The 17075-nt window shown below is 47.1% G+C and carries 17 protein-coding genes; 13 read left to right on the forward strand and 4 right to left on the reverse strand.

Going from position 1 to position 17075, the window contains the following annotated elements; all coding sequences use genetic code 11:
- Window positions 1–2 precede the first annotated feature (2 nt).
- The 3 genes from murJ to csaB form a co-directional block, all read right to left on the reverse strand.
- Window positions 3–1544: a murein biosynthesis integral membrane protein MurJ gene (gene murJ / locus BW944_RS05020; RefSeq protein WP_076557345.1), complete on the reverse strand. Its 1542-nt coding sequence runs from the start codon at window positions 1542–1544 to the stop codon at window positions 3–5.
- A gap of 429 nt (window positions 1545–1973) precedes the next feature.
- Entirely contained in the window at window positions 1974–3155 is a 1182-nt protein-coding gene (locus tag BW944_RS05025; RefSeq protein WP_076557347.1) for a glycosyltransferase family 4 protein, read from the reverse strand.
- A gap of 3 nt (window positions 3156–3158) precedes the next feature.
- Entirely contained in the window at window positions 3159–4271 is a 1113-nt protein-coding gene (csaB, locus tag BW944_RS05030) for a polysaccharide pyruvyl transferase CsaB (protein ID WP_076557349.1), read from the reverse strand.
- Between the two features lie 585 nt (window positions 4272–4856).
- Between csaB and BW944_RS14835 the strand changes: the two genes are divergently transcribed.
- The 7 genes from BW944_RS14835 (at window position 4857) to BW944_RS05060 (ending at window position 13639) form a co-directional block, all read left to right on the forward strand.
- Window positions 4857–5138, forward strand: coding sequence for a hypothetical protein (locus BW944_RS14835; protein ID WP_143525649.1), 282 nt, complete (start codon window positions 4857–4859; stop codon window positions 5136–5138).
- 148 nt (window positions 5139–5286) lie between these two features.
- Window positions 5287–6567 (forward strand): nucleotide sugar dehydrogenase, encoded by a 1281-nt coding sequence (locus BW944_RS05035; protein ID WP_076557351.1) that lies wholly within the window; start codon window positions 5287–5289, stop codon window positions 6565–6567.
- Entirely contained in the window at window positions 6567–7292 is a 726-nt protein-coding gene (locus tag BW944_RS05040; protein ID WP_076557353.1) for a WecB/TagA/CpsF family glycosyltransferase, read from the forward strand. Before BW944_RS05035 ends, BW944_RS05040 begins: the two co-directional genes overlap by 1 nt.
- On the forward strand, window positions 7289–8371 hold the full coding sequence (locus tag BW944_RS05045) for a glycosyltransferase family 4 protein (RefSeq protein ID WP_076557355.1): 1083 nt from the start codon (window positions 7289–7291) through the stop codon (window positions 8369–8371). Before BW944_RS05040 ends, BW944_RS05045 begins: the two co-directional genes overlap by 4 nt.
- A 356-nt stretch (window positions 8372–8727) precedes the next feature.
- Entirely contained in the window at window positions 8728–9900 is a 1173-nt protein-coding gene (locus tag BW944_RS05050; protein WP_076557356.1) for an S-layer homology domain-containing protein, read from the forward strand.
- A gap of 27 nt (window positions 9901–9927) precedes the next feature.
- Window positions 9928–10335, forward strand: coding sequence for a hypothetical protein (locus BW944_RS05055; protein WP_076557358.1), 408 nt, complete (start codon window positions 9928–9930; stop codon window positions 10333–10335).
- 28 nt (window positions 10336–10363) lie between these two features.
- On the forward strand, window positions 10364–13639 hold the full coding sequence (locus BW944_RS05060; protein ID WP_076557360.1) for an Ig-like domain-containing protein: 3276 nt from the start codon (window positions 10364–10366) through the stop codon (window positions 13637–13639).
- 150 nt (window positions 13640–13789) lie between these two features.
- Here BW944_RS05060 and BW944_RS05065 read toward each other — a convergent pair whose 3' ends face one another.
- The gene (locus BW944_RS05065) at window positions 13790–14098 is read right to left on the reverse strand and encodes an integrase core domain-containing protein (protein ID WP_234983114.1); all 309 of its coding nucleotides are present in this window, start codon (window positions 14096–14098) and stop codon (window positions 13790–13792) included.
- Between the two features lie 241 nt (window positions 14099–14339).
- Here BW944_RS05065 and BW944_RS05070 point away from each other — a divergent pair, with 241 nt between their 5' ends.
- From BW944_RS05070 to BW944_RS05095, 6 genes are all read left to right on the forward strand, one after another.
- Entirely contained in the window at window positions 14340–14690 is a 351-nt protein-coding gene (locus BW944_RS05070; RefSeq protein WP_143525650.1) for a hypothetical protein, read from the forward strand.
- Between the two features lie 177 nt (window positions 14691–14867).
- Window positions 14868–15368 (forward strand): JAB domain-containing protein, encoded by a 501-nt coding sequence (locus BW944_RS05075; protein ID WP_076557366.1) that lies wholly within the window; start codon window positions 14868–14870, stop codon window positions 15366–15368.
- Window positions 15368–15682 (forward strand): hypothetical protein, encoded by a 315-nt coding sequence (locus tag BW944_RS05080; protein WP_076557367.1) that lies wholly within the window; start codon window positions 15368–15370, stop codon window positions 15680–15682. Before BW944_RS05075 ends, BW944_RS05080 begins: the two co-directional genes overlap by 1 nt.
- Entirely contained in the window at window positions 15679–15939 is a 261-nt protein-coding gene (locus tag BW944_RS05085) for a hypothetical protein (protein ID WP_076557370.1), read from the forward strand. Before BW944_RS05080 ends, BW944_RS05085 begins: the two co-directional genes overlap by 4 nt.
- 268 nt (window positions 15940–16207) lie before the next feature.
- On the forward strand, window positions 16208–16423 hold the full coding sequence (locus tag BW944_RS05090; RefSeq protein WP_076557372.1) for a hypothetical protein: 216 nt from the start codon (window positions 16208–16210) through the stop codon (window positions 16421–16423).
- A gap of 102 nt (window positions 16424–16525) precedes the next feature.
- Window positions 16526–17071 (forward strand): hypothetical protein, encoded by a 546-nt coding sequence (locus BW944_RS05095; protein ID WP_076557374.1) that lies wholly within the window; start codon window positions 16526–16528, stop codon window positions 17069–17071.
- Window positions 17072–17075: the final 4 nt, after the last annotated feature.

Below are 17075 nucleotides of genomic sequence, written 5' to 3' on the forward strand. Positions count from 1 at the left end.
AATCAGTTTTCTTCCCCTCCGGGAGACCTGTTCTTCAGTACATGCATCAGATTGTCGAAGGCGCTCCGGTAAAAAAGGTACACCGCTGCCACGTACGTAACGAGTCCCGTTACTCCGGAAATCATCACGTCCCACAGCGAGTAAAGGTCGGGCACCGGCGTAAACGTCCGCAACAGCCAGATGACGACCCCCATGAGGATGACCGGAGGCAGACCACGTGTGAAAATGGTCGCGATTTTCATAAGCTCTTCTTTGCCGTGCTCTTTGTACAGCACGAGCGTCAGAGTCGTAAAGAAATATAGCGACACGAGCGATGTCGAAAGCGCCAGCCCCGCATAACCGAGCGGATCGATCAGCAGGTAGTTGAGCAGAATGTTCAGCCCGATCGTCGTCACACTCACCTTCAGAATCTGTGCTCCGCGGCTCCGTGCGTACATCGCGCGCATCGAGATGAACAACAGCCCCTGCAAAAGCACGGTCGGCACGTAATACTTGAGAGCGACATATACAGCCGCCGTATCCTGAGGCATGAACTGCCCGCGTTCATAGACGAAGGCGATCGCCGGTTGTCCGACCATGAACAGCCCGACAGCGATCGGTAGCAGAATCAGTACCCCGAGCTGGTATCCGCTGAACAGGGTACTCCGGAACTTCGGCAAGTCATCCGACTGCTCCGACAAAAGCGTGAAAATGATTGCGACCAGTGTCGTCGAAAAGATCGTGCTCGGAATACTCGTGAGTAGCGAAGCGTTGTTCAGATACGTAACGGCCGGTCCTTCGATCCCGGTGGCAAAAGCCTTGTCGACAAAGAAGTTGAGGTGACCGACGGACGCGTGCAACAGGGCCGGCAACAGCATCCAGAGAAACATCCGCAGGAACTGGAAATCCATATTCAGCGTCGGCCGGAAGTGGAAACCGCCCCGGTACAGATAGAATAGCTGGATGCCGGCACCGATCAGGGTACCGAATACGAACCCGTACGCGACGGAGGCGATGCCCCATACATCGCCGAACCAGAAAATGAACAGAGCGGAAAACAGCGTACCGCTGATTTTGGCGATCTGGGTCGGTACGAAGATCCGCAGCGACTGGAGATAGGACTCCAGCATGTTACTGAGTGCCACAAAGGACATAAACAGGAAAAATACCTGTGTGATTTCTATAGTCGTCGTCTTCTCGATTCCCTCGACGCCCGGATAGACGAGCGGAACGAAATAAGGGGCAAGGAAGGTGAGCGCGAGGGAGACGACGGTGAAGAACAGGAGGGAGTAGGTCAGGATCCCTGAGGCATCTTTCTCGGCCTCCTGTTCCCGTCCTTCTTTCTGCCGGCGCCGTTTCAGGTACTCCGGAAGAAAGACGGTGTTGAAACCGTTGGCTACCATCGTAACCGTGAGTGTCACGAAGGTGAAGGCGAGAAAGAACCCGTTCGTGATTTCACTGGCACCGAACTTCCATGCCAGCGCGCTTTCCCGTAGGAATCCAATCAGTTTCAAAAGAATCGAAAGCAGCGTGATCCATATCGCTGCCCATTTTAATCTTCCCATAACGTTCACTCTCCTGAGAACTTAGTGCGTCTCTTCACTTGAAAAAAACCAGTCATTTATAGTCTCTGTCTTAATTTTAGTATTTGTCGTTGGTAACTTTTGCTCTGTAACTGTAGCTTTGACAGAGCCATTGAAAAGCGGAAGGTGTCGACTTCCACGAGGCTAGCATGAATCTTTCGGAATGCGTCCACCGACCGTTTATATTTCTGAAGAATCTACTTTCATTTCGCCCTGGTAATGTCTGTTGTTGAAGACAGGAACGGAAGGTGGGGACGCCGGCGGAAAAAGCATGAACGGAAAATCAGCCGAATCGACCATAGGGAGATTCGGGTAGTTGACGTCATGCCCGCGGCAAGCCTCCACCTGGAGAGACGGAAATCAACAACGAAAGAGTTTTCTCGTTCTTCGCTTAAAAACAAAGCGGGCCCCTTATTCGTGGGACCCTTCCAGAACAGATTCATAAATAAGAAGAAACTTATTGGCATCGGCACGGTGGGAGTAGTAATCCTCGACCATACGTCGTGCCTGCGTCGTAACCTTCTCCCTCAATTCCGGATGTTCGATCGCTTCGATCACGGCATCGCGGATCGCTTCCGTCGACTGCTCCTGGACTAGGAACCCGGTCTCGCGGTCGGTCATCATTTCTTTCAATCCACCGATCGAAGAGGCGACGACCGGCGTACCCGAGCCCATCCCCTCAAGCGCGGAAATGGACGTCGCTTCTTCCACACCGTCTGAGTGGATACTCGGAATCAAAGCGACATCACTCGCCGTATAGTAATCGTTCATCTCCGCATGCGGGAGATCTCCGAGAAAGTGGACATGATTCTCGACTCCGCCCTGTTTCGCGAATTGACGGATCGCTTTCTCTTCTTCGCCACTACCTGCATAGAGCAGGTGGACATTTTCGTAAGATTCGTGAATATGCGGCAAAGCCTTTACCGGATAAATGACGCCGTTCTTTTTCGTCATCCGTCTCGGCACGAATAAAAGAATGTCATCTTCATCAAATCCGAGATTCTTACGCACCGCTTCCCTTTTGTCGGGACGTGGGCAGAATTGATCGATATTGATGAAGTTATAGATCCGTTCGCCTTCGACACCGGCGAGGTCACGCACGTAATCGCGGATACGCTGATCGACGGTGATCACTCGTCTGGTGCGGCGATAGACGTAACGCTCTAATTTTTGGATCTTATTCGCTTCCCACGACCCCTTCACGAGAGACCCGCGGCTGATCGCTTCGAATGTAAAATATCCGTGCACCGTAGAGACGACGGGGACGCCACTTTCGAAAGCGGCGAGGGACGAATAGACGTCCTGGGCGTTGATGATGTCATAGTGCACATCCTCCGACTGACGTTTGATCAGCTTGGACAGCATATGCTGACGCAGGATGTGACCGATGAAGATCCCCTTCCCCTTCGAAAGGGTATTCAGTAAAAAGCTCACCCCACGGGCAAGCTGCTGTTTCCAGCGGGGGAGGTCGGAGAAGGAAACGACATCGACCTCGTGTCCCAGCTCCTCCAGCCCCGTCTTCAAAGTTGAGACGTGCGTAGACAGCCCGCCTGTATGCGGGTTGTCGAAAATGGTCGTCATCATAATACGCATTTCTTATTTCCTCCTGAACCGCTCTTGTAGTACATGCACGTTCCGTAACGCTTCGCTCTTCAGCTCATCCCGCACCGTTTCTACGTGTGGAGTAAGCGTGGAGCGTTTTTTATATAAGGTAGTGACCGACGGGAGGAGAGCATCCTTCGTGAAATCATCGAGAGATACTGCGTAATCCCACAGATCGAACCGCTTCGCCAGGGCTTCCACTTTTTTGTCATAGCTGACAGCTGCAAAAGGGACCCCGTGGAGCGATGCGAAAATGAGGGAATGAAGCCGCATTCCGACGACGATCTCACAGTGCTTCATGAACTGCAGATACTGGTTCGGCGTAAGCGTCTCCGGCAGTATGTGTGCAGCCTCTCCGTGAGTCATATAGTTCTGGACATCTTCTGAAACCTGTTTGTCCGCGTGCCCTTCCATAGGAAGAAACACAGGAGTGACCCCGTGTGATTGTACCATGTCATCGAGGAGAGAAGCCATTTCTTTCTTATACTCCTCCGCCTCGAACCAGGGACGTACACTCACACCGACGATTTTTTCAGCCCCTGTAAGCGGCAGTGATTCATAAGCGGTATCGTCTTCCTTCATCTGATACGCATACACGATATCCGCCGTCACCTCAGCCTCCGGACGCGTCACACCGAGGTCACGCAGGTAGTCGAGGGAATATTGATCTCGGACAGTCACGTAATCGGCCATATTGCCGAATACTTTCATGAGCGCCTTGCCGTACGGTGTCGTCACCGGACCGATCCCCTGGGAGAAGAACATCACTTTCGTACCGACCAGCTTAGCCAGGAAAACGATCAGCAGGTAGTAGGGGAGTGGACCGAAAATGATCCGTGTCGGATACGTATCCTGAAGCAGCCCGCCACCACCGCTCACGACGAGATCGGCTTCTTTCAGCGCTTTCACTTTCGCTTTGAACTGGTGTCGCCAGCCGCGGTAAATACTATGTACATTATGTTTCTTCCCCGTTTCGGCCGGGGAAAGGGAGAAGACGGTGATATCCGGATCGTCGAGTTCCGAGCGCAGATTGTCGATCACCGAATCGAGAATCGCCTCGTCCCCCGTATTTCCGAGCCCGTAAAAACCTGATACAACGATTTTCATAAAGACATCTATCCTTTCTGTCATCTGTTTTCCATCATAGCATTACAGAAGAAAAAGGGAAAGAGTCCCACCGTTCCTTAAGCATATTAATAAGGAAAAGAGTCGTGCAGAATTTTTGTGCGGCATTCATATGAAGTGTTCCGGCCCGAGCACCTCATTTCTCTAAGTATTGCGGCGTTCGCGACTCGCTTCGAGGCGTGAGCGCCTTATAACGGAATTGTATCCCGTGCTCGGCCAGGCTCAGAATCCGTGAACGTCGCATAAAGGCATTCGAATGCTTTCATCTTCCCCGGTCGGACACCACGCCCCGGGAAGAATACGAAAACCTTGGCCGGAAAGAGAGGTTCTCTCCCCATTCAGAGAGTTATTCCATGTTCAGCTCCCGTGTTCCAGCCCGAGCACCTCATTTCTTTGAGTATTGCGACGTTCGTGATCTGCCTCGAAGCGTGAGCACCTTATAAAGGGAATGTATCCCGTGCTCATCCAGGCTAGGAATCCGTGAACGACGCATAAAGACATTTAAATGCTTTTATCTTCCCCGGCCGTACACCACTGCCCGGGAAGAATACAAAAAGCTAAGCTCTTTTGTTTTGTTTTGCTGTTTTTCATTTCTTTAAGGTGGAAGCTTGCCGCGGTCTCGGGGCTCGTGCTCATCCCGCAGGCGTCTCCACCTTCCGTTCCTGCAGTCAACCATCGCCTTTATCGGATCCAAAAGCGAAAGGCGGCGACTCCGGCGGAAGAACGGATGAAGAGACCCTGCAGAGCGACAGCTCGAAGCCGCTCTGTCATTCGTCCGCGGAAAGCGTCCGCCTTGAGTCTGATGTCCCTTCCGGGACAATAGCCAGAAGCACACTCGGAAAGCGTTAGCCCCGAACCGGGACGCACGAAAAGAGAGAAAAAAGTATCGTCTACAAAAAATGTAATAACATTAATGAGAACCACTTAAAAATACCACCAACCACGCTGATTATGATAAACTGAAAGCGTGAAAAAAAGTTTTCGGAGGAATAAATTTATGGATAATATTTGCGTAATCGGACTCGGCTACATCGGACTACCGACATCCGGGATCTTCGCCCAGGCAGGTGCGAACGTCCACGGTGTCGATATCGACGAAAACGTAGTCGACACACTGAATAAAGGAAACATCCACATCGAAGAACCCGGACTCGCCGAAGTCATCAAAGAATCCGTCGCATCCGGCCATCTGACAGCAGGCACGACGCCGAAACAGGCGGACGTATTCATCATCGCCGTCCCGACCCCTGTCTATGACGACCAGACAGCGAACGTAACTTACGTGGAAAAGGCGACAAGAAACATCCTGCCTTACATCAAGAAAGGGGACACGATCATCGTCGAGTCCACCATCCCGCCGCGTACGATCTATGATAACGTCGCACCGATTCTCACGAACGAAGGCTGGGACCTGGACAACAACGACCTATACTTATCGCACTGCCCGGAACGCGTCATCCCGGGTAAAATCATGACCGAACTGAAAGAGAATACCCGCATCGTCGGTGGCTACACCGAAGAAGCGGCGACGAAAGCGGCGGACGTCTATCGCCGCGTCGTGAGTGGCGACATATTCGAAACGACCGCCCTCACTGCAGAAATGTCCAAGCTGATGGAAAACACATACCGGGACGTCAATATCGCACTCGCCAACGAACTGGCCAAAGTATCCGCGAAGCTGAACGTCAACGCCCACGACGTCATCCATCTCGCCAACATGCACCCGCGGGTGAACATCCACCAGCCGGGACCGGGCGTCGGCGGTCACTGCATCGCGGTCGATCCGTACTTTATTATCGAAAAGGCGAAAGACATCTCCCCACTTATGCAGACGGCACGGGAGATCAACAATTCGATGCCTGATTTCGTCGTCTCACAGGTGGACAAACTGACGAAGAATATCTCCAACCCGAAAGTCGCCGTCCTCGGCCTGACCTACAAAGGGAATGTCGATGACGTACGGGAGAGCCCGGCCATCGATATCGTCTTCAAGCTGACCAACAATAAGAAATACTACGACGTCGCTTGTCACGACCCGCACGTCAAAGAACAGCAGGTACCTCTGCGTCTCAGTTCCCTGGAGGAAGCACTCGAGCAGGCCGACGTCGCTCTCGTCCTTGCCGATCACAACGAGTACAAGGAGATGGACACGTCCGTCTTCGCCAAGCACATGAATACACCGGTCGTCCTCGATACGCGTAACTGTCTCCCGGCTTCCGATGGCAAAACACTCATCCATCCGATCGGGAACCTGAGCGGATTGGAGCCGATCGAATAATGCATAAAGAGAACTTCCTGGGCGTCGACGTCGCGCCCCTCACTTATAAACAGGTCATCAAACAGATCGAAAAGAACATCGAAGCGGGTGAACAGTCGACGGTTATCGCCGTCAATCCGGAGAAGGTGATGAAAGCCCGTGAAGACGAAGAGCTCCGCGATCTCATTAACGGGTCCACCTTCCAGATTCCGGACGGCATCGGTATCGTCCTAGCGTCGAGAATGACTGGCGGCGCAATCACCGACCGCGTCACCGGCATCGAAATGATGGGGTATCTGCTGCACCTCGCCGAACAGAAACGTCTCCGCATCTTTCTGTATGGAGCCAAAGAGGAGATCATCACCGAAGCGATGGCGCGGATCAAGAAGAACCACCCGAACATCACCATCGCCGGCTATGAAAACGGCTACGAAGATGATGAGGAGAAGGTGGTCCGCCACATCCAGGAATCGAACGCGGACATGCTGTTCGTCGCTCTCGGGAGCCCGAAACAGGAACTATGGATCCGCCGCAACAAAGACAGACTCCCCGTGAAAGTTTTCCAGGGCGTCGGAGGAAGTCTCGACGTCTGGGCCGGAGCCGTGCACTGGGCTCCGAAAATATGGCGGGACATGAACCTCGAGTGGCTGTATCGCCTCCTGTCCGACCCGAAACGGTTCAAACGCCAGCTCGCACTGCCGAAGTTCGCCTGGCTTATCCTCAAGAAAAGGAAGGGACGCTCATGAAAATAGCTCAGGTCATCTCCGGGGCGGAGAGCGGCGGGTCCAAGAACCACGTCCTCTCGCTCCTCGAACAGTTCCCGTCGGAAGAAATGATCCTCATCTGTATGCAGAAAGGGGATCTGTACGACGCCGCCAAGCGGCGGGGCGTCGACGTCCGCCTGCTCGAACAGAAGAACCGTTATGACATCAAGGCGGGCTCCCGGCTCGTCGACCTCATCAGGAAAGAAAACGTGGACATCGTCCACAGCCACGGCCCACGTGCCAACCTGTTCGCGGCCACGGTCAAGAACAAGTTCAACAAACCTCTCGTCACCACGATGCACTCCGACCCGACGCTCGACTTCATGGGCGGCGGGGTGAAAGGGAAAATCTTCACGAAACTCAACCTGTGGGCCTACAAAAAAATGGACCACTTCTTTGCCGTATCGGAACGATTCAAGCAGCAGCTCATTGATATCGGCATCCACTCTATCGACATCACGACCATCTACAACGGAATTGATTTCGAACCGACTGGAAAAACACGAACATTGACGAGATCCGATCTCGGTCTCACCGAACACGACCTGGTGCTTGCCATGGTGGCACGTCTCCACCCGGTGAAAGGGCATGCGTACGCATTCGAAGCGCTTAAATCCCACCCCGATATCCATCTGCTCGTCGTCGGCAGCGGCCCTTATGAATCGGAAATAAGAGAGAAGGCGAAGGGGATGAAGAATATCCACTTCCTCGGCCAGCGCAGTGACGTCGATGAAATCTATCAGATCTCGGATGCGGGACTGCTCACATCTGTCAGTGAAAGTTTCCCGCTCGCGCTACTCGAAGCGGCGAAAGAGAAACGTCCGGTCATCACGACAGATGTCGGAGGGGTCCGGGAGCTGGTTCCGGAAGATTCATACGGCTGGGTCGTACCGAGCGAAGACTCCGGAGCGCTCGTGAAAGCGTTCCAGGAGGCCCTCGACTGTAAAAATCAGGGCTTATTAAAACAAAAAGGTTACAATATTTACACTCACGCAAGTGAGTCTTTTTCAGCCGAAAATGTGGCAAAATCGTATAAAAACGTTTACGAAAAATTGCTTTAGGATAAAGGAATTATGTCGATGCTATAGGGAAACCTCAATGTATCAGTTGTCGTTTCCCTATGGAGATGTTACATTCAGATTAGTTCGTCGATTAAAATGAACACAAAGATACATTTAATCACGACTACTCTTTGTTACAATTGTAATCAAGTGGATACACATTGTCATTCTTTGAAAATAGCAGTTGAAAAAATTGTAATATTTGATAGAATGATTAATGTGAGAAGATGGCGGAAAATAATGCTTGTTCAAGCAGATTCTGTCGTCGTTGTACATGGTGAAAGACTCCTGACTCAGCTCAGGGTGATCTTTATATAAAATGTACTCTCAAGTACATAAAAGGAGGAAATTTTTACATGGCTAATCAACACAAGTCTTATCGTAACGTACTTGCTACAGCAGCCGGTGCTGCAGTCGTAGCTAGTGCAATGGCACCTGGTGCTGTATCAGCAGACGATCACACAGCTGCCGACTCATTCCCTGATATTCATGAGGATATCACGCATTACGAAGCAATCAATCACCTTTACCAGGCAGAGATCGTAGAAGGACACGTGGACGGAACGTACAAGCCTTATGGCACACTGACCCGTATCCAGGCAGTTCTTATGCTGGACCGCGCCCTTGATCTTGAATCTGATGGTGACTATGATCACGGTTTCGAAGACGTGCCTGATGCTTATCAGGAACAAGTAGACGCTGTGTATGACGCAGGTATCTTCGAAGGTAACACAGACGGATCCTTCGGTACGTACGACGAACTTAAACGTGATCAGATGGCTAAAGTGCTTGTAGAAGCATATGACCTCCCGATGGACGTTGAAGAGTCTGATTTCACTGACCGCGAAAACACAAGCTTGACTGAATACGTTGACGCTGCAGCAGCAGCAGGCATCGCGCAAGGTTTCCCTGACGGGTCCTTCGGTGTGAGTGACGATATCAAGCGTATGGACTTCGCAGCAATGCTTTACAATGCGATGAACTATGAAGCTGACACAGAAGTTACTGTATCTGACGTAGGTCAGGCTCAGGAAGTCATCCCTGGCGCTAACGCTGTGGAACTTGACCTTTCCGGTTATGACGTAGCTACTGATGCAGACGTTCAAATCAAAGTCGGCGACGAATTCATCGATCTTCCATATGATGAAGAGCGCGGAACTTTCGTGGAGCTTCAGATTACAGGATACGATCTTGATGAACTTAAAGACGCAGTTGTCTATGTCGATGGCGAGCCTCTTGGCATGGATAACGACGACGAAAATAATGACGATGATTCTTCCGATGAGATGGAACTGGGAACAGTAACTGACGTGGACGGAAACGTTCAACAGGTTATCCCTGGCGCCTATGCTGTAGAACTTGATCTTCTGGACAACGACAACGTTGATGAAGATTCTGAAGTAGTTCTTCAAATTGGTGATGATGAAGTAGTTCTTCCTTATAACGCTGACCGTGGTACATTCGTGGACCTACAGGTTACTGGTTATGAAATGGCTGAACTTGAAGGTGCTACAGTAGTAGTACGCTAATAATTTGAATACAAGGGGCTTGGATGTATGAAAAATAGTACAAAAATGTTGGCAGCACTTGTCCCGGTAGCAACATTGGCTTTCGTAGCTCCAGCAGTTTCTGATGTAGAAGCTGCTGGCGACTACCAGCTTTCAGAAGTTGTTTATGATAATGGAAGTGGCGGCGGCATCGTGGACTATACAGATTTGTCCAGCGCTATGCTTGACGGCCAAGGTGAAGTTTACGATTTCGTAAACAATCGTGGTATCAAAGCCCTCGGAATAGCTGATGGTGTTTATATCAGCTACGAAGGTTATGCTTCTGGTGTTCTCGATAATAAATCCGTAGATGAAATAATGGCTGAACTCGGGGAGAATCCTCTTCCTGAAGAAGACATTAGTGGATACGAGCCGGTTGTTTTCGGTGAAATACCTGAAGTAATAGATATTTATTAATTATATTTTAAGAGGAGGAAAAGAATTTATGAACAAGAATCTCAAAGTATTATCCTCAGCGGCGATGGCTTCTGCACTAGCGGTACCAGCTGTAGCAGGTGTAGCACCAACAACAGCGGACGCAGCAGAACAGATCGAATCTATCGCTTTTGAAGTAGATGGTCAGACTTACACTGCCACTTATAAAGAGTATGCAACAGCAACTCTTGACGGTGAAGGTGAGCTTTACGATGCAATCCAGGACAGCAGTCTTGTAGGTATTGGCGTAGGTGACGGTGTATATGTATCTTACACTGCACTAGCTCAAGCTTCTCTTGACAACCCTGATACAGGCGTACAAGAACTTCTTGATATGCTGGACGACGATGCTGACAACCTTGTGTCTGACGACGACGTAGCTGACTTCGAAGACTTCCCGAGCGGCGATGTTACAGTTGAAAACGTAAGTGCGATTAACCTTAAACAGGTAGAAGTAGAATTCAACACTGAAGAGCTTACTACTGAAGATGTTCAAGATACAGACAATTACACTGTAATGGATTCTGATGATAACGACGTTAGCGTTGACAACGTAACTGTAAATGGCAGCACTGCTACCCTTACACTTACTGACGCTGCGGACAACCAAGATGAGTACAGTGTAACTGTTGATCAAGATGCATTCGGTGGAGCTGAAGATTTCGAAGGTACAGTAGAATTCTTCGATACGACAATTCCAGAAGTTACAGGTGCTGATGTAGTAGGAAGCAAAACTATTAAAGTAATGTTCTCCGAGCCAATCAACACTGACACTGACGGAGATGGCACTGAAGACGCTGATCTTGAAGATGCTTTCCAACTTAATGATGGTGAGCAGTTCGTAAAAGACGTTAACTTCATGAACAACAACACAGAAGCTAACGTTGAATTTTATACTGATCTAGAAGAAGGCACTCAAACAATCAGTGTAAGCAACGATCTCGAAGACTATGCTGGTTATAGCCTGATTGGTACTGACCTTGAAGTAGAAGTAGTAGAAGATACAGAAGCACCTGAAATTGTAGGTGTAGAAGATGTTTCTCCTAACAAAGCTACACTTGTATTCAGTGAAGAAATCGAATCCGGAGTAAATGCGGCGGATTTCTATCATACTAATACTAATGAAGTAGCTACTGGTGCCACTGTTGTAGATGGCAACAAAGTTGAACTAACTTTCGCGCCTGGTGATGAACTACCAAACGGTACAGCTTACATTTATGTTAAAGATGAAGCTATTACTGACCTATGGGGGAACCAAAACGACCAACAGCTACGTGTAGCTGCTGAAGTAGAAGTTGACGAAACTGCTCCTTCCATTCAAGATGTTGAAGCTTCTGCACAAAATGAACTAACTGTAACGTATGATGAAGATGTTGATAAAGACACTGGTTCTTACATGATTCTTGACGAAGAAGGTGAAGAACTAGACATCGTAGACAACGTTGAGTATAAAGACGACGAAGACGGTAACGATATGCTTGATACTCTAGTACTTTCTCTTGACGATAACGTATATGGTGACCACACTCTTGTAGCTGAAGATGTTGAAGATACAGTGGGTAACGCCCTTGATTCGCAAGAGGTAGACTTCTTTGTAGAAGATGAAACTAAACCAAAGTTCTCTACATTCTCTTCTACGCTATATCAAGACGGACAAGCTACTGAAGTTCTTGTAGTAGATTTTGAAGAGCAAATGGCTGTAAGTGGAGAGTACTCTGTACTTGACCTAAGTAAGTACATTGTAAATGGTACTAGCCTAGAGGATGTAGACTCTGCTAGCATCACTGCTACTGATCAAAATACAAAAGTTCGTATCGAAGTTGAACAATCTGATCTTAACATCACTGATGGCACTGACGAACTTGAAATTGGCCGTGTAGCTGATGCTGCAGGTAACACTACTTCAGCACTTTCTGGTCAAGTAGATATCGATCCAGCAGGAACTGTGGATGTAGACACGGTGGAAGCTACAGATAATAACAAAGTCACTGTAACCCTTGATGATACTGTTACTGACTTCGAAGCTGATGATTTTGAATTAATCTCTGCTTCAAGTGAAAGTGACTTGAGCAGTGCAGTGATTGGTGCATCTATCGATAACTCTGGGGATACTTCTGAAGTAACTATGACTCTTCAAGATGATTTCTTGACAGATGATGGTGTAATCAGCTCCGGAAACACTGATGCAGGTGAGCAAGTTGCAGTAAGAACTGCTGGTTCGAACGTCACAACAGCTAATTCTTACGGCGAGTTCGTATCATTCGCTAAAGAAACTGCTACAGATGAAATCAAGCCTGAGCTAGAATTGGATAACGATGACAATGAAATGGTTACTACGCTAGACAACGACAGCAATGGCCTAATTGACGCTGTAGTTCTTGAATATACAGAACCAATTGCTAACTCTTCTGTATCTAACTTAACTTATAACGTTGATGGATATGAAGTGAATGATGTTTATACAAACACTTCTGCTGCTATTGCTGGTAGTGGTACTGATGGTAAGTTTGTCATTATTGAAGTTTCCAATTCTGATAACACAGTAACTATGGACACAGATGCAACTCCTTCTGTAGAACAAGTGCTACCAATCTCTGATGATTCTGGTAATACTAAAGAAGCTGGAACTTCTGAAGCTATGGATAACGTAGCAGCACAGATTTCTACGCTTGACCTGACCCAGGATGGATCTAATGTAACTCTATATGAAGATACAACTAATGAGTTCACTATTACGACGGCTGATGACCTTGACGGTGCTTATGGTAACACTGTAGATGTAGAAGTAACATCTGCTGACACTGCTGGTGATGGTATTGAAGCAGCCTACGCATCTAACACATTAACTATTACTATCGATGAGACTCCTGGTACTGGCGACAATACTCTCGCTTCTCTTAAGACAGAGGTAGAGGGCATTCAAAACGGTAACAGTACTTCCGATTTCGAAGTAACCCTTAATTCAAATGGTACAAATACACTCGCTGACGATGATTCTGACGATGTGACATCTACCGCATTTACTGGTGGTAGTGATGAAATTGCATTGACGTTTACAGAGGATATTGATGCATCTACAGTAGATACAGATGATCTATCAACTGATTTTGAAATTTCTTCTGTAGGTAATGAAGGTGGAACTGTTGCTGTAGCTGGTGAAGATGTTACATTGAACGTAACTACAGCTGATGCTCAAGTACAAGGTGAAACTTTGAAAGTTAAATCTTCTGCTGTTCAAGACAGTAACGGTGTAGACGTAACAAACACTTTTGAAACAATTAACTAATAAAGATATAATTTAGCTATTCAAAGCTGAATTGACTATCTGAAATTAGTGCAAAGATACCCTCTCTACCTTTAGAGAGGGTATTCTTATGGAATATATAAATGTTATAATATTCAGTTATTTTTAGTTTTAGACTTTGAAAATTAAATCTCACGGAAGTTTTGCCGAAGACTGAAAAAAATTGGGTATTAGTGTAGAATTGTAGGATGATTTCAATAAGTCATGAATGTGGTTTTCATTAAAAGGGATAATATGATTGGTACACTCTCGTTTAAGTGTACCAATCGCTCTTTCTGCATACGCATTTTGCCAAGGTGACTTGTAAGCTGTTCTTTTAGACTGAACACCTGAAGTTTTCAGGAACCGTTGGAATCTGTTAGATCTAAATAACAGATCGTTATCATGTAGTAAATATTTTGGTACTTCACCGTAAGGAGTTGCATATCTGAACTGTTGCACGACCCATTCTGCATCTAAATTCGTTGTAACATTGAAATGAACAATTCGTCTTGTTTTGTGATGAATAATCAACTAATATATGCAAGATGATAAAGTTATACGTTGGAATCGTGAAGAAGTCAGCGGCCTGTCGACTTCAAAAATTCACAAAAAGATTGTTCACAATAATAGTGCGTTCGGTCCTTTTGTAATGTACGTTATTGTTATAATATGGATGTGATAGATAAGGAGGAATATGAACATGAAAAAGATAATGACAGTTCTGCTTTTTGCATTTCTATCTTTCTTGGTTGCCTGTGGGGGTTCTGAGGAGAATAGTGAGAGTAGTGAAGAAGAAAGACAAGCTCACGAAAATGAGAACAGTGAAATCACCGGTCAGGTTCTTGAAGAAGATGGTGTCATCAATGGATCGGTATATACAGAAGATGGTAGCGCTAAAGGAACAATGATTGTAGAGAAATCCGTGAAAGATGAAAAGGCGAAGGAATTGGCTGAGAAATATGCAAGTCAGTTACAGGAAGAATACCCGGATTCGAGTGTAAACGTTCAAGTGGTACGAGACGGGGATAATGTCGCAAATATTTCAAAGTGACATGTTTTTTATTATTCACTCTATCGAAGCACAATTACTCGGGAATCGCTTGATTCTATCTCTTTTTGTTCATCCGTACTGAATGGAATATTAAACATATATTATATTCATGATGAATCATATAAAGCTCTGATGCCTTCCGAGGTGTCAGAGCTTATTTTAATGGGAGGGATTATCATGGATAAAAGTAATGTAAAAGAAACAGCTATGACACAGGAAAGAAACCAGAAGAGGGATCCTGCCAAACGGGTCCAGGTGGTGAACGTGAAGATTGTGAAGGAAACGAGTTTTCTCTACGCCAATCGCTACGTTCGTTCACCGGAAGATGGCTACGAATTGTTCAAGGAATACTTGGAGGAAGCCGATCGGGAACATTTCGTCGTGGCAGCCTTAGACACGAAGAATCAACCGATTTCCATCAACACCGTTCACGTCGGTTGCCTGAATTCCAGCATCGTCCATCCAAGGGAAGTCATGAAGCCAGCTATTCTTTCCAATGCCGCTTCCATCGTCGTCGCTCATAACCACCCGAGCGGCGACCCGGATCCAAGTAGGGAAGACATCAAGGTAACGGAACGGTTGGCCAAAGCTGGTAAGGTCTTAGGCATCGAACTGCTCGACCATGTCATTCTGGGGCGAACGACCTTCATCTCCTTGAAAGAAAAGGGGTACATCTGATGATGGATACGATGAAGTGGTTCCTGGATGTCCTACGGAGAGAAGGCTACATGACCATCCAGGAAAAAGACATAGCCCTGGAGGCTGTTCTGTTAGAAAAGGAAGAGATCGGGATGGATGTGTACCCGGAGGAAGTCGAAGAAGCATTGCCGGACCCTTTACTATTTGAAACGTTCTATTATGAAGAAGGTGAAAATGATTACTTAGGCGTGATTACGATGAATGAAGCAGGGACAAGGAAATACATCGCTCGTATTTTCAAAAATGGAGATGTGCTACACACATGGATCCTAGAAGGAGGACAAAAACAATGAGAGAATTCGTACGTATTACAGGAAATGGTGAGGACTACTATATGGAGATAGATGCAGGGTCAGGGTACTACGAAGGGGAACCATTAATGAAGGAAGAAGTCATGGAAATGTTACTGGAAGATGCGATCGAGAAAGAAGTCGATGTCAATTTCGATCGTGTACGTTCCGTTATCAGTCGGAACATGGGAGTGGACGATCAGGAAACGGTGCTGAACTACCTGGAACATTTAGAGGCACTGGCTGAATCTGTTTCCTAAAACTGTTGATAATTACTTAGGGAGGGAATCGTCGTTTCTTGGCAAAAAGAAAGACAAAAAATAACGGCAATACAAAAGCTAGGTTTCTCATGAGGACTAGCTTATTTTTGTGTTTAAAAACCCGCTACATTTTATAAAATACTGTAATGAAAAACTCCAGAAACAAGCAGAAAACGCAATTTGTGGATAAGGTGTGGAAAACATCACCTATATGGACAATTGCCGTTTTAAACGCCACATACACGTTTTAAAGAGGAGGTGAGACAGAATGCTTCTACCTAATTGGCCGACTCGAACCCTCGGGGGAGATGTCTGGTGGTTGACCATAGATGCGAAGGCAGGATGGAAAATACAGAAAAACTTCGTGACAGGTCATTACAGATTGTTGGATGGTTGTAATGTCCGACATGCCTGGTCTTTTTCTGAGAAAACGATTCGCCTTGCTTACATCTATGCCCCGACATTTAAGCCTGAGAAAATGTAATTTCCCTTTTTGAAAAAAATCCTGTGAACAAATCATTAGGTACACGTGTACGTAAACGAAAACGAGTGCGTGTGCCTAATCTATTTTACGGGAGAGATTTACATGGCAAAAAAACTAGTGAAACAAACAGGTACATCAACCAACAAAGGTCCGAAAACTGAGAATGAAAAAAGAATGGCTGAGGCTTGGAAGAAGAAAAGAGAAGAACAAAAACATCAACAAACGGAGAAGGATCTCGACTTAGATATTGGAGAAACACAACAAAGCAACAAACAGGCAGAACATCACAAACAAGAAGGTAAAATTGAAACAGAAGAGAAATCGGAAAGAAGAAAAGTGAAAGTCAGTCCAGAAAAGATGAAGAAAATCCAACAGCAACAAAGCTCACAAGACCAGCAAGAAGGACAACACACGTCCAACCGAAACGTGACTGTACAAAGAGAGGAACCTGAAGAACAACCGCAGAAAAGTACGACTTCGAAAGCCCAAAAGGAACTCACATTCGAAGAACGGCACGATCGGTACACCACCTACGTGGAAAAAGGTCTTCATAAGAAGTTGAATCACTTGAAAAATGTTCATGGTCAATCGAAAAGTACGGTCATCAATCTAGCCCTACAAGAATACTTCCGAAAGCACAACCTGTAAAATA

The sequence above is a fragment of the Salimicrobium flavidum genome (genome assembly GCF_900156645.1).
Lineage (GTDB): Bacteria > Bacillota > Bacilli > Bacillales > Halobacillaceae > Salimicrobium > Salimicrobium flavidum.

Excerpts from the sequence above, each read along its gene's own strand:
- BW944_RS05075 (WP_076557366.1), top strand. The coding sequence starts at position 14,868 with ATGGATAAAAGTAATGTAAAAGAAACAGCTATGACACAGGAAAGAAAC.
- BW944_RS05025 (WP_076557347.1), bottom strand. The coding sequence starts at position 3,155 with ATGCGTATTATGATGACGACCATTTTCGACAACCCGCATACAGGCGGG.
- BW944_RS05070 (WP_143525650.1), top strand. The coding sequence starts at position 14,340 with ATGAAAAAGATAATGACAGTTCTGCTTTTTGCATTTCTATCTTTCTTG.
- BW944_RS05045 (WP_076557355.1), top strand. The coding sequence starts at position 7,289 with ATGAAAATAGCTCAGGTCATCTCCGGGGCGGAGAGCGGCGGGTCCAAG.
- BW944_RS05060 (WP_076557360.1), top strand. The coding sequence starts at position 10,364 with ATGAACAAGAATCTCAAAGTATTATCCTCAGCGGCGATGGCTTCTGCA.
- BW944_RS05085 (WP_076557370.1), top strand. The coding sequence starts at position 15,679 with ATGAGAGAATTCGTACGTATTACAGGAAATGGTGAGGACTACTATATG.
- BW944_RS05035 (WP_076557351.1), top strand. The coding sequence starts at position 5,287 with ATGGATAATATTTGCGTAATCGGACTCGGCTACATCGGACTACCGACA.
- murJ (WP_076557345.1), bottom strand. The coding sequence starts at position 1,544 with ATGGGAAGATTAAAATGGGCAGCGATATGGATCACGCTGCTTTCGATT.
- BW944_RS05055 (WP_076557358.1), top strand. The coding sequence starts at position 9,928 with ATGAAAAATAGTACAAAAATGTTGGCAGCACTTGTCCCGGTAGCAACA.
- BW944_RS05080 (WP_076557367.1), top strand. The coding sequence starts at position 15,368 with ATGATGGATACGATGAAGTGGTTCCTGGATGTCCTACGGAGAGAAGGC.
- BW944_RS05050 (WP_076557356.1), top strand. The coding sequence starts at position 8,728 with ATGGCTAATCAACACAAGTCTTATCGTAACGTACTTGCTACAGCAGCC.
- BW944_RS05095 (WP_076557374.1), top strand. The coding sequence starts at position 16,526 with ATGGCAAAAAAACTAGTGAAACAAACAGGTACATCAACCAACAAAGGT.
- BW944_RS05040 (WP_076557353.1), top strand. The coding sequence starts at position 6,567 with ATGCATAAAGAGAACTTCCTGGGCGTCGACGTCGCGCCCCTCACTTAT.
- BW944_RS05090 (WP_076557372.1), top strand. The coding sequence starts at position 16,208 with ATGCTTCTACCTAATTGGCCGACTCGAACCCTCGGGGGAGATGTCTGG.
- csaB (WP_076557349.1), bottom strand. The coding sequence starts at position 4,271 with ATGAAAATCGTTGTATCAGGTTTTTACGGGCTCGGAAATACGGGGGAC.